Source organism: Halosolutus halophilus (genome assembly GCF_022869805.1).
In the GTDB taxonomy this organism is placed as follows: Archaea; Halobacteriota; Halobacteria; order Halobacteriales; family Natrialbaceae; genus Halosolutus; species Halosolutus halophilus.
Genome location: NZ_CP094974.1, coordinates 4,048,393 through 4,060,684 on the forward strand (window position 1 = coordinate 4,048,393; position 12,292 = coordinate 4,060,684).

The 12,292-nt window shown below is 59.5% G+C and carries 15 protein-coding genes; 2 read left to right on the plus strand and 13 right to left on the minus strand.

Annotation, left to right across the window (positions count from 1 at the left end; genetic code table 11):
* Positions 1-4 precede the first annotated feature (4 nt).
* The 13 genes from MUG98_RS20005 to MUG98_RS20060 form a co-directional block, all read right to left on the minus strand.
* Positions 5-313, minus strand: coding sequence for a hypothetical protein (locus MUG98_RS20005; RefSeq protein WP_265109181.1), 309 nt, complete (start codon positions 311-313; stop codon positions 5-7).
* A 3-nt stretch (positions 314-316) separates the two neighbouring features.
* Positions 317-718, minus strand: coding sequence for a hypothetical protein (locus MUG98_RS20010; protein WP_265109182.1), 402 nt, complete (start codon positions 716-718; stop codon positions 317-319).
* An 11-nt stretch (positions 719-729) separates the two neighbouring features.
* Complete coding sequence (locus tag MUG98_RS20015; protein ID WP_265109183.1) at positions 730-915, minus strand: hypothetical protein; 186 nt, start codon at positions 913-915, stop codon at positions 730-732.
* A gap of 11 nt (positions 916-926) precedes the next feature.
* Positions 927-1,874, minus strand: a complete 948-nt coding sequence (locus tag MUG98_RS20020) for a phage major capsid protein (protein ID WP_265109184.1) — start codon at positions 1,872-1,874, stop codon at positions 927-929.
* 6 nt (positions 1,875-1,880) lie between these two features.
* The gene (locus tag MUG98_RS20025) at positions 1,881-3,329 is read right to left on the minus strand and encodes an XkdF-like putative serine protease domain-containing protein (RefSeq protein WP_265109185.1); all 1,449 of its coding nucleotides are present in this window, start codon (positions 3,327-3,329) and stop codon (positions 1,881-1,883) included.
* A 201-nt stretch (positions 3,330-3,530) separates the two neighbouring features.
* Positions 3,531-5,417 carry a phage portal protein gene (locus MUG98_RS20030; protein WP_265109186.1) on the minus strand — a complete coding sequence of 629 codons (1,887 nt, stop codon included), beginning with the start codon at positions 5,415-5,417 and terminating at the stop codon, positions 3,531-3,533.
* Between the two features lie 15 nt (positions 5,418-5,432).
* Positions 5,433-7,070, minus strand: a complete 1,638-nt coding sequence (locus MUG98_RS20035; RefSeq protein ID WP_265109187.1) for a phage terminase large subunit family protein — start codon at positions 7,068-7,070, stop codon at positions 5,433-5,435.
* Complete coding sequence (locus tag MUG98_RS20040) at positions 7,063-7,683, minus strand: hypothetical protein (protein WP_265109188.1); 621 nt, start codon at positions 7,681-7,683, stop codon at positions 7,063-7,065. Before MUG98_RS20040 ends, MUG98_RS20035 begins: the two co-directional genes overlap by 8 nt.
* A gap of 171 nt (positions 7,684-7,854) precedes the next feature.
* The gene (locus MUG98_RS25600; protein WP_425601062.1) at positions 7,855-8,130 is read right to left on the minus strand and encodes a HalOD1 output domain-containing protein; all 276 of its coding nucleotides are present in this window, start codon (positions 8,128-8,130) and stop codon (positions 7,855-7,857) included.
* A gap of 141 nt (positions 8,131-8,271) precedes the next feature.
* Entirely contained in the window at positions 8,272-8,493 is a 222-nt protein-coding gene (locus tag MUG98_RS20045; RefSeq protein ID WP_265109189.1) for a hypothetical protein, read from the minus strand.
* A 6-nt stretch (positions 8,494-8,499) separates the two neighbouring features.
* On the minus strand, positions 8,500-9,102 hold the full coding sequence (locus MUG98_RS20050) for a hypothetical protein (RefSeq protein WP_265109190.1): 603 nt from the start codon (positions 9,100-9,102) through the stop codon (positions 8,500-8,502).
* A gap of 186 nt (positions 9,103-9,288) precedes the next feature.
* A complete protein-coding gene (locus MUG98_RS20055) occupies positions 9,289-9,471 on the minus strand; it encodes a hypothetical protein (RefSeq protein ID WP_265109191.1) in 183 nt (60 codons plus the stop codon).
* Complete coding sequence (locus tag MUG98_RS20060) at positions 9,468-10,010, minus strand: hypothetical protein (RefSeq protein ID WP_265109192.1); 543 nt, start codon at positions 10,008-10,010, stop codon at positions 9,468-9,470. Before MUG98_RS20060 ends, MUG98_RS20055 begins: the two co-directional genes overlap by 4 nt.
* A gap of 439 nt (positions 10,011-10,449) precedes the next feature.
* Between MUG98_RS20060 and MUG98_RS20065 the strand changes: the two genes are divergently transcribed.
* Together MUG98_RS20065 and MUG98_RS20070 are read left to right on the plus strand one after the other, a co-directional pair.
* Positions 10,450-11,361 (plus strand): DUF7972 family membrane protein, encoded by a 912-nt coding sequence (locus MUG98_RS20065; protein WP_486606246.1) that lies wholly within the window; start codon positions 10,450-10,452, stop codon positions 11,359-11,361.
* A 318-nt stretch (positions 11,362-11,679) separates the two neighbouring features.
* Complete coding sequence (locus MUG98_RS20070) at positions 11,680-12,159, plus strand: NUDIX hydrolase (RefSeq protein WP_265109194.1); 480 nt, start codon at positions 11,680-11,682, stop codon at positions 12,157-12,159.
* The last annotated feature ends 133 nt before the right edge of the window (positions 12,160-12,292 follow it).

Sequence of the window (12,292 nt, forward strand, 5' to 3'; positions counted from 1 at the left end):
TGAGTTAGTCTGGATTCGATCGCACTTCGATACTGTACGTGACGCCGTTCGAGCTAGTCACCGAGACGCTCTCGCATTGCGGGATATCGACCGTGTAGGACTGTGTCTCCGAGAGCGTCCGCTCGTCGGCTTCGTAGGTCCCAGCCGCACCATCGAACTCGATCGTGAGCGTATCGTCGGCCGATCCCTCGAGGTCCTCGAGAGCGACACAGACGACCGGGTCTCGGAGGCCATCGGTCAGTGCGTTCGTCTCCGCCCCAGCTGCGAGGCTCTCGGAGTTCGCGAGAACAACGGTCTCGTTCCAAGCGGTCATGAGTTAGCCCTCGATCTCGGCCCGGCGAACGCCGATCGCGTCGTGAACGCCCGCGCGATCCTTGCCCTCGCGTTCTGCCTCTGCGACAGCGTCGAGGCGATCGTCGAAGCGGCCGCTCTCCAGTTCCGCCCCGATCTCGGGGATGGTTAGCTCCTGGAGTTCGTCGACGAGATCGTCATCTTCCGGACTCTCGTCCTCGCCAGCCAGACTGTCTTCCGACGCATCGTCTCCATTCGTGGTCTTATCCGCGTCAGCATTCTCGAGTGTCACGTACTCGAAGTCGCCGACGGTATCGACCAGATGCTCGGCCAGCCCTGGAGAGACCTCGCCCTCGTCGCCAGGTTCGAAGGTCACGCCGCCGGCGCGATAGCGGCCGCCGTCACCAGTGTACCGAATAGTTGGCATCTCCGATCACCTCAGACGGCCGTCGTGCTGAGCGAGACGATGCCAGTCCCAGCCTCGTAGCCGCGGTACTCGTCTGCTGTCGTGTTGTACCACATCTCGCCACCTTCGAGGTTGGCTACAGCGGGATCCGACGACAGCTGGCGGACGATACGATACTCCTCGTAGGACTCGCGGACCTTCTCGTTAGTAGTCGTCATTGTCGGCCCTCTCAGGTCTGGATGCCCGTGATGTGGACCGCGGCTTCTTCGTCTTCGATCGCGAAGTCGTCGCGAACGCGCATGAAGTAGCGCGCGAAGAGGTCGTTCTCGGCGACTTTGTCCGTCTCGGTGAGGACACGGATCTCTACCTCGTCGTAGAGCCCGTAGACGAAATTCTGCGGGTGCGTGAATACGGCCTGATCCTCGGGCCAGGCCGCGACGCCGACGACGTCGTAGGAGAACGGCGTGATGTCTTCGTCACCGAAGATGACCGCTGAGCCCAGTGGATCCTCACGTTCGGTCAGGGCCATCCGATAGGACTGGACCTGATTCTCGTTCATGTAGACCACGGGCTCGAAGCGATCCGATCGCAGGTACTTGTTCGGCATCGTCTGGATCGCCTCGTTGAAGAGGCTGGTGTCGACCGGCTGTGCGTTGCCGTTGGCGTCCGTATGGTCGTAGGTGTTCGTGTCAGTCGAGGTCGAGAGGATCTTCAGCCAGCCATCGTTCTGGTTGAGGAACGCGTCCGCATCGGACTCGTCACCGTTGATCGCGAGGTCCTGCGTGTCGACCGCGAACTGTCGGGCCAGCATGTCCAGGACGATCTCGTCGACGTTGTCGAGCGTATCGTCGACGGACTCCCGCGAGAGGTCGTACGCGAGGGTGCCCTTCTCGACGTCGAGGCTGACCGCATCGGTGTTGACCACGCCTTGGCCGTCGTTCCCAGAGTTCTCGGCCGAGCCCCGGCGCATCCGCTCACCGACGCTGATCCGCGGCAGGTCCATCTGCGGCCGCGGGAGGTCCTCCGTGCGAGCGCCCTGGAGCATGGCCGCCGAGTCGACGACCTTCTGGTACCACTCCTCGAAGAGGTCCCGCGGCAGGACGCCGCCGGCCATGTCCGTCGTGTCGAGTTTCTCGAGTGCCTTTTCGTTCTGCGTGCGGGTGGAACTGATCGTCATTGGTGGTTACCTCCCTGCCTTCCGCGGGTCCAGCGTGAAGCCGGTGCCCTTCTCGCTCTCTTCGTTCTCGACCTTCCCGATTTGCTGCGAGTTGGTGCCGGTCTGCTTCGAGATCGTGTCGATACGATCGGCGTTTTTCTCCTGCTGGTCTTTGAGGTCCTTCGCCCACACCGGGGCGTCCTCCCAGGCGTCTTTCTCCTCGCCCTCGTCGTCGGTAGTGGCGATCTCGTCGATTCGCTTGCTGTTCTCCTCCTGATTGTCCCGCAGGTCTTTGGCCCACTCGGGGGCATCTTCCCACGGATCATCATTGTCACTCATGGTCGTGTTGTCGTCCGGCGTCTCGCCGCCGGCAGCGGATTCGAAAGGCGGTCCAGTCGTTCCCGCGCTCTCTTCGTCTTCGTCCTCCTCGTCATCGTTGTCGGGGTTGGGCCACTCGCGAGCGCTGTGTTCGGAGAGATCGAAGCCGACGTCGTCGCGATCGGTGAACCGGGTCATGCCGTGATCGACGCCGGCGTCCTCGAGGACGTCCAGCGAGGCGTCGATCGTCGCGAACAGCGAGTTGCGGTTTGCCGTCGAGAGTGTGCGACCCTCTTTATTGCTCTCACGGTCGCGATCGCGGCCGCGATCCGGGGCCTCGGACGTCTTCGCCTCGGTGTCGTCATCGGACCCGGAACCAGATCCAGAAAGGGCCGAGAGAAACGCTTTGCCAGCCCGGGCGAACATCGACTGCTTGCCCGGTTCGGCCGATCCCTCGGTCTCGACCGCGTCGTTCAGTAGCTCCCAGAGGCGCTCGGCTTCGGCTTCGGAGTGGCCGCGTTCGAGGGCTTCGTCGATGAAGCCGTCGCGATCGCCGAGGTAGTCACCGAGACGCTTCTCGGTGTCGGCCTTCGTGTCGAGGATCTGGGCGTCAGGCACCGCGGGGATATCAACCGCCGAGACCTCGCGGATGATCCCGTCGACGAGCTCCCAGACGAGCGCCTCGTCGTCGATCGCGTCGGGGACGGCGACGTCGTCGACCGCGTCGGCGTCCTGCTCGAACGGGCCATCCCAGTCGACCTGGATGGCCCCGATCGAGTACCCCTCGAGGATTCCGTCTGTGATGACCGACCAGAGATCGTCGTTGTTGATCGCCCACTCCTGGACCCACGCGCCAGCAGGGGCCTCGGTCCCGCCGATTTCCTCGGCTTCGTCGAGGACCTCGTTGCGCTCGAGGGCCATCCAGTCGTCCGGCCAGACGGCGTGCATGACGCCGCCGCCAGCCTGGCCGGCCTCGACGAACGCCTCGAACTGGTCGGCGAACTCGCGGATGGTCTCCTCGCGAGCGAAGTCGTTCTGGAGGTCGACCTTGTCCGGCACCATCACGATGCCGGCCGCGATCTGCTCGTCGTCGTCCTTCGCGACGAACTCGACGTCCTTACGGAAGGCCGACCCTCCGGCTTTGCTTACTGGAGGCACGCGTCAGTCCTCCGCGTCATCGTCGTCGGCGTCCGCGTCGGCGTCCTCGAGTTTCCGGGCTCGACCGGTGGAGAGGACGCCACGCTTCTCGCCGCGCTCCTGGTTCTTGTTGGTCATGGTCAGAACGTGCGCCCGGTCGAGCCTCGCGCAGGGGAGTCGGGTCGCTCCCTGGGTCATCGGCGTTCGCGATCGGCGATCGCGTCACATCGGGATATCGTCGGGTTCCTCGCCGGGATCGGGTGCCGGCCCCTCCGGCAGCCTGGAATGGAAGTTCGTGATCTCGATGTACGGATACTCGAGGCGGATCGAGTCGTAGTGGTAGCTCCCGTGACTCGAGGCGCTCGTGAGCGCCGACCACTCCGTCGCCGGGACGTCGACGTAGGCGTAGAGGCTGCTCTGGCCCTCATCACGCTGGAACGAGAGGTAGAGCTCCTGCTCGTCAAAATCGTACAGGCCCTCATCAAGGTTCGACGAGTCGAACTGCATCGTCTCGATCTCTTTCGTCGCGAGGTCGGCCTCAACGTCGGCCCAGTCGCGCTCGCCGATCTTGTTGTCCTCCGGCGGGAGCTGGTCCTCAAGCGGTGGTTCGTCTTCAGGTTCGCTGGCACTGTTGCCAAGGTTGATGAGTAGCGTGTCGCCATCGATGGGATGATCCTCTGGGAGCGGGTCCCAGCCGGCTGCCTCTCGAGCTTCGTCTACCGTGACGGCCTGTCCTGCGGCGTCGACGCGGTTACGGGCGACACGAGCGTTCTTCTCCGGCCGGTCGGCGCCGCGAAGCTCGAATTGGATCGTCCAGTCGTCGACGCCGAGGGCAGTCTGGTGGAGGATGTGATACAGCCGGGCCTCGAACTTTGCCTGTTCGGGAGCGACGACGTCTTCGGCGAACTCTCGGACCTGCTCTTTCGAGTTCGATCGGTTCGACGTCGACGTGACGTTGATGAGGATCGGCGGAACCTCGTGGACCTTCGCGATCTCGTGCTCGTTACGCTCGCGGAACGCCTGGAACTCCATGTCGAGATCCTCACGCGAGCCGACCGGGACGAGTTCGATTTCAATGTCGGTGCCGTCCTCGCCAGTGAGATCACGCTCTTGCTGGAACTCCTCGACCTCGAGGATCGCCGTCCGATACCTGGTTCCTTTGAGGTTGTCCATCAACTCCCGGAGTTCGTCCTTCGAGTCCTCAGTGAGCGTGCCGCCTGTGACCTTGACGACGTAGTAGGGGATGCCGAGGTGCTCGAAGGTGTCGTGGTTCCATTCCTTCGCCGCCTGATCGGCCCCCATCGTCTGCATGGCCGCGACCCAGTCGGGGATGCCGTAGTACAGTGAGAGTGGCGACGGGTTTGGGATGAATATGAGTTCGTTCGCTGGGGCGTTCGGAAGTTCCTCAGCGCTGCTGGCAACTTGGCCAGTCTCCTTGTCGACGAAGATCGGTTCGCGGTCGTCGTCTTCGCCCTGGTCGCGGTACCGATCGCCTGCCTCGCCGAAGTATCGACGTCGACCCTGTCGGACCTGGACGTAGCCGTGACCGCTCTGGATAACCTCCTTTTCCTCGCCGTCTTCGGTCTCGATCGTGGTGGTCGTCTTCCGCACCCGGACTGTCGTCGCAGGGACGTGCGCCAGTCCGATCGGCGTACCATCGCCCTCGACGAGAATCTCGAGTGCGGCCCAGCCGATGCCGTGGTAGTCCTGACGGGCGAGTTCGAGTACCTCTTCCGGCGTCGAGGCGGCCGTCCCTTCGGGCCCGATCTGCCAGCGCGAATCGGCGCTACGCCAGAAGGTTTCGACGGCGTCGTAGGCATCCCCGTCTGGGTCTGGATCGTCGGTCTGGGGATGGGGCACGATATCGAAACCGTAGCCGACCTCGTACCGCGATTTCTTCCGAACGCACGCTTGATGCGTTTCGTTCAACTCCTGGAAGGCCGCCAACGTCTCGGGGTTGTACGGCGGTTGGATCCCATGGCCGACATCGGTCGCGATCCGACGCTCGTCGAGTTGCGTCGTCTCGCGGGCCTTCGACATCGTCTCTCCGTTACCGAGTGTCGAGACTGATAGCTCGACGCTCGTCTCCTGTGTCTCGTCCTCACTCATGGTTGTATCTCGAAATTAAAGGTAACTTACACCGCTGCCGTCGTCATCATCTTCATCCTCGGCATCGCCGGGGTCATGATCGTCGACGTCGTCGATCGCACCCATCGACTCGAGCCGGCGGAAGCCCTTCTCGGCCATGTACCAGCTGACGATTAGGTCCGGCGTGTGGCCGTGCAATTTCCCGTCACGTCGCTCGAGGGACTGCATCGCGGTGACGAAGTCCTCCGTCGGCCGGTGGCCCCGATGAAACAGGATGTAGCCATTCTCAACGAGCGTCCGCAGCCGCGGGATGCCGTTCTCCCAGCTGTGTTTCTGGCCGGACGTCGAGAGCCCAGTCACCTTCGCAGCAAGCTGTGAGTCGAACTCGATCGCGTCTTCGGCCACGTAGCTCTGCATCCCGTTGTCCTCGATCACGATCATCGCTGGGTCGTACCGACGGTCGAACTCGACGAGCTGGTTTTTCACCTGACTGGGCTGCATCCCTGCTTCGGCATGAGCATCCAGGAGGCGACGTCGACCATCACGCTGGAGCAGCCAGACCGAGAAGGCTGCGTCGTCGCCAGTCGGTGAGTTCGCCGGGTCGTGGCCGAGAATGATGGCCTCGCCCGGACCGGCGCGGTACTTCGGCGGCGGATCGCGATCGTCGATCGAACAGCCACCATCCTGAGCAGGTGCTCGAACGTCCGTCGCCTCGATCAGGTTTCCTGACGAGCCCATGATGACGAGGCAGTACTCCCGCCAGAATCGGTGATCGGACATCTGGGCGCGCTTGTTCGCGAGCCACTCGGGCCCGCGGGCCTCTGGCCAGAGGATCTGTAGCGTCTCGCCGTCGTTCCAGGGGTCGGGGACCTCAGTGTAGAGGTCCTCGTCGGGCCGACGATCTTCCCAGTCATCGTCGGCGCCGAACTGCTGGTCCCAGTAGTCGAGGATCGCGGGGTACTCATCGAACTCGTAGCCCTCGAGCGATCGGTAGTCGTTGTAGATGTCATCCGGGCGCTTTCGCGTCCCGATCATCACCGTGCGCCCACCCTCCTTGACCATCGGCACAGAGACTGCTTGGATCCAGTCGAGGACGTCCGCGGTGTCTCCGTCGCCTTTCTCTTTGATGATGTCGTCCAGGACGAGCAGGTGGGCGCGATCGCCCTCGATCCCGCCGAACAGCCAGCCCGAGTTCAGGATCGAGCCGTTGGCGAACTCTTTCGTCTCGATCGTGTCTTTCTTTCGTGGCCCATTGAGGTTCGTGAGCCACGGGTTGCGCTCGACCATCTTCCAGAACTCGGTGTCGGCTTTCTTCTTGACCGAACCCTGATTGTTCATCGCCCAGATTGCGCGGAATCCGTCCTTGTACTCGAGGGAGGCGATCAGGTACGCCAGCGTGATCGTCGTCTTCAGGCCGTCTCGGTGACAGAGAAGGACGCGGTCGCCGCCGTCGAATGACTCGAGCCAGCGCTCGTGGTGATCACCGAGGAGGTGGTACTGGTCTTCCTCCATCTCCTCGGCCATGTAGTTGCGCGTCAGCTCGTTCGCGTACGTAATCCAGTCGCCCGTTTCGAACGGGTTGAGCAGATCGCGTTTGAGCTCAGGATCGGAAACGATCTCGAGCAGTTGCTCGGCGCCGGCGTCGACGGCGTCGGGTTCGAGAAGACTACTCATCGGGATCACCCGCATCCTGCTGTTGCTGCTGTCTGATCAGTTCTCGGGCGATCTCTTTCTCATCCTCGCCGAGTTCCTGCGTGGTCGTCTGGTCGACGTCCGCGTCGACGGTCGCTTCAAGTTTCTCGGCCGGCTTCTCGATCACGCCGAATTCGCTGGCCCACTGTCGGGCCTCGCGAAGGAACCGATCGTCACCGGTTCGGAGGTACTTGAGGTAGACCTCTTTGACGACGTCTGCCGCGAATTCATCGCCACTCGCCTCGAGATCGAGTGCGTCCATCGCCGCCTGCTCGTCGGTGGTCAGCGACTGCTGCACGAAGTCGACGAATTCCGAGTAAGCGCCGTGCTTGTAGTTGGGGTTGTTCTCGCCGCGATTCTCGATCCCACCGGCGTGGTGCTTGCACGGACCCTCGGATTTGCCGTCAACACCCCAGCCAGCAGCGAGTGTGCAGTAGGAGATGTCGTCTCGTTCACGGCCATGATCGGTTGACGTCGTCCGATCCGACTTTTGGGCGGCACAGATTCGATAGTCCTTGTCGGAATCCGGATGGATGGGGTGGCCGACCTCGTCGGTGGGTGTCTCCTCCGAGATCTCGAGGGTGTTGTCTGTCATGGCGTGATCGTTACTGACCCCTGTGTCATGGCGTGTTCAACGGGGCCGGATCGATTACGACGGGATCCTCAGGACTCAGTTGAAATCCTATTCAGTAGATGAATTTTGATATGAAACAACCGTTCACTACAGGGGCGGGCTGATTACGAAACCGAAAGCAAGCCGGAATCGTCAGGAATAGTGGACAACCAGTGTGTTTCCGTCAATCTGTACTGTGTATTCGCCGATAGTAAATGAAATTGAAATGTTACCGTCAGCTGTGAGAAGTGTATCGAGTGACTCAGGATCAACGTGATCGAATAGAGTGGTATCAAGCACCGTCGACAGCTCAATGGGTTCTACGTTTTCGAGGGTAGCAATGGCATCGATGATGGCGATACTCGGTTTAGCGGTCCCCCAGTCGTATTGAGTTTGGACCGATCTACTCGTCGTGTCTATACTATCCATGATTTTTGTTGGCGGTGCACGCAGTTAAACAGAAATCCGAACATGTACGTGAATGCCGGTCTCTGCTCAGTCCTTCACTTGCACTGAACAGCAGGGGCGAAACCTATCATATACTCACGTCTCTAACAGAATTGCCCTCCGTTATTCCTTACTCCCTTCTCCCTGTGTCACCTTTCGAACGGTTGCATCGAGCACGTCGGTCACGGCGTCGACGAGGTCTCGCGTCGGGACGAACGTCACGACGAGCAAGGCCCACAGCGGGATCTGTACTGTCTGAATCGCCCAGTCCATCCCGAACGCCGCGCCGGCCGTCAGGAGGCTGGTACCCCAGAGGACAACCCGGAGTGTGCTCGTGGCCACCATCACTCGTCAGGCCTCCGCGTGTGCGTTCGCATGTTCGTCGAAGATGTGATCGAGGCCGAGATCGAACGCAGCCACAGCGACGCCGTGCTCGACATCCAGTGTTTCGCCGCGATAGTGGTCCTGCCACTGGTCTGGCCGCCAGGGATTCGCCTCTTCGTGGGCGGTAATCGCCGTCCCCTCTTCGCGAGGAAAGAGTCTGACATGGACTTGTCGGGGTTTCAGGAAGTGTGGGGCACCATGGAACGGTCGCGGGCCTTCGTAGTGTGCCCAACTTGCGATCTCCGACTTACCAGTCCAGTCTTTCGCGAGCGATGCCAGTGGGTTTGGTTCGTAGCCGGCGGCCGCAAGGTCCTTCAGGACTGCTTCGGGCCGGCGGTCGACGACGTCGACGAGTTCAGACTCGCGGACGCGAGTCTCGGCGTAGAGGTCGCTGTCCTGTCGCTGAAACAGCCGGTGGAGTAGCGGGATGACGTGCCGACGAAGCGGGTTCCAGAACCGGGTTCGGTCGTTGAAGTAGTATTCGCCGACATAGAGTCGGCCGATCACCAGAAGCGATACGATCGCGACGCCGCCGACGTAGACGACGTCATCGGGTGTGTTCTCGAACATTTTGATCAGTGCATGAAAATGGGTGCGCCGGGCCCCTTCCGGGAGGCTTGTGCCGAATCCCAGCGCAAGTTGGGGCGGCCCGTTGGAGTCTATCAGTCGGGGTGTGTCCTCCGTCCCGAAGCGATCCAGCGGGGGTGATCCCCTTCAGCCACGGTAGGTGCCAGACCGTGGCCACATGGGGGGCGCTTACTTTGGGTAAACGTTTGCACGGCCAGCCGCGATCCGTGTGCCCTCGGCAACGACGACGATCTCCTCGATCGGCTGGTTCCAGGACGGCCGCCAGCGGACTTCGTCGACGACGCCCTGGACGTCGCGACCGGCGAAGCGGACTTCGACGGGTTGGCCTTCGTCGATCGAGTGGACTGTCATGCTCGCCTCCGGGCCCGTCGGACACAGACCGTCGTCGCGGCCTCGAAGACCTCTGTATCGTAGCTGGCGAACGCCTCGAGGGACTTCAGGTGGCCGACGGCGTGTTTGAGGGTGTCTACGTCCACCGGCTCGCCGAGCTCGTGTAGTCGATCGGCCAGATTCTCTGTTCGACGGAGCGCCTCTCGCCGAGAGAGTGGATCATCATCGGCACGGCCAGCGATGGCACCGCAGTCCTCGCAGACAGTGCGGACTGGGTACCTGGCGATCGCCGTGTTGTCGACCTGTCGGGAGCCAATGCAGATCCCTTCAGGCCCGATCTCGTCATCTTCGGTCTCGTGACGTCGGATCGGCTCGGCGCGCGTCGCCTTGGGTTCGACGTCGTGGCCGGTCGACCCCCACGTGATCCGGACATGATCGCTCTTGATCCGACGGAAGCACGACGAACAGCAGTCGGGGTCCTCGAACACGTAGCGCTGGAAGATCCGATCGGGATCGTCGCGACCCTGGACTTCGCCGAGGGCGTGGGCTGTGGTGGACATGGGTGGAGGAGAGACCGTTGGCTGTCGGCCAACCCCGGACGTCATCGCTGCCTCGGACCGGGATCGTGGGCGACAAGGCCGTTGCTGTCAGTAATGGCGATTGTGAGTCTTAAATTGTGAGAAAGAAGCAGATTGTTCTACCATCTCTGTTGAACTTCTATAATATATGTATACTTTGGTAGGAAATAACCGTTCACTACATGTGCAAACTGAACGCCGGAATTTCTATCAGGTGCCGATGGTGTTCGCTGGGTCGTGCTGAATACATAGCGCGAATGTCGCACGAGATCCGGCTTAATTTGTGACAGTGAAGATTGGTCAATGTAGAGAGTTCACATAGCATTCTTTTTCAGTGGCTATGGTGAAACCCTTGGGAACTGCCAGCAATAGGTCTCTCCGTGGTCTTATTTGTAGTAGTACTGAATTAGGAGTTGAGAAAATGAGATCACAAATCGAAAGATGGGTTCTTCTTTCCGGTAATCGGTATCTCGTTGCCACCGGAATACTCCTTCTTATGACAGGGGTGGTACTAATCCCCGACCTTACTCGATTCATAATCCAAAATACAACTCCGCTAACGTATATGGCGAGTGCATTGGTTACAGGGAATGTCACGCTCATCACTGTCGTCGTGGCGATCAATCAGGTGATTCTCTCCCAAGAACTGGAATCGCCCGGCGCACTGCGAGATGAAATCGAACGAACTGCGGAGTATCGCCAGACCGCGCTTAACCAAGAGATGATCCCAACCCACCCATCGGACTTTCTTTACCAACTTCTTCAGCAGACGCGCCAACACGCGCTCTCACTTGAAGATTTTCTTCCCAAAACTACCGATGAAGTGAGTGACCCGCTCTTAACGGATCTTCCAAGCCACTGCAAACAGGTTAGCGATCAGATGGAATCGACATCTGATGATCTGTCTGCTGTAATCGTTCCAATCCTCGGCATCACCTACAGCGACTATATCCACGATTGCCATCTGCTACAGGCGAAATTCGATGAAGACGACCATGAACGGCTCCACATGACTCTTGATCGGCTCACATCAGATTTGGAGAACATCGACGTTGCTCGACAATACTTTACAACCACGTTTATGAAAGAAGAACTCGCAACGCTGTCTCAATCGCTCCTCTATATCGGCATATTTGCCATATCGGTACCCATTGCATTACTGGTTCAACTCACCACCTATACTGGATCGTCGCCCCCCACGTCTGAGTTGTTCCTTCTCAGTGTCCTTACGGTAGTGTTTGGACTGCTACCGCTTGCGGTCTTGATAGCGTTTGTCCTTCGAATCGCAACGGTCGCACAAGAGATCGCGGCGATCACGCCATTCACTTCATAACGTTCCTGAGGGACACTCGGTTCACACGTGTAGTGAACATATGGTTCATCAACCTCGGAGTGAAACAAGCGGAGTCGTCATGCTGCACTAATCCTCTGAATTCAGCAGGCATCTCCTGACATAATTCGAACAGAACATTCAACTTCTGCTGAATAGATAGCGCGAATGTGGCACGAAATCTGGCTCAATTTACGAAGGCAGTGTTTGCTCAGTACAGGTTAAGCAGGTACTGAAGAGACAATTGATCCTCTCGATAGCTGTCAAGAATAGCGTGTTAAATACGGAGAATACATGTAGCAATAGTTTTCTGTCCATATCATGGAGACAACTCGCCATTTCACAGCCACCGTTTACGTGGTAAACAATGGGGCAACAGCACTACACGAACACGAACATATCGGAAAAACGATCCCTCCAACAGGCCACGTTGATCGAGATGAACTACCTCATGAAGCTGGCCTTCGGGAAGTACGGGAAGAGACAGGACTCGATCCAACGCTTCTTGATAACACACAATCAGTTGACACTCCTGGAGGTCGGGTACTCCCGCACCCCCGCCACCAAATGCTGTACGATATAAATGTTCACGATGGGGATGTCGGACATCAGCATATCGACCACGTATACTACGCTACTGTTCCAAATCGTGACATATCCCCCGAACCTGATGAAGTAGGAGCAGATGCATGGCAATGGTATACGACAACAGAGCTACAGGAAAGTGAACTTCCTCCTAACGTAGTTCAGTTTGGAGTCGAGGCGATACGGGCAACTGAAAATTCAGCTGAGAGAAAGTAAACTCTTCTCTTTTGCTGGATTGACTAACTGGACACGGCTCTACCAACACCAACGGTAGCTGATAGAAGTAACCGCGTTAGGTTCGCATATCTACTGAACAGCCGATTCATTGGCTTCGACGTGAAACAAACGA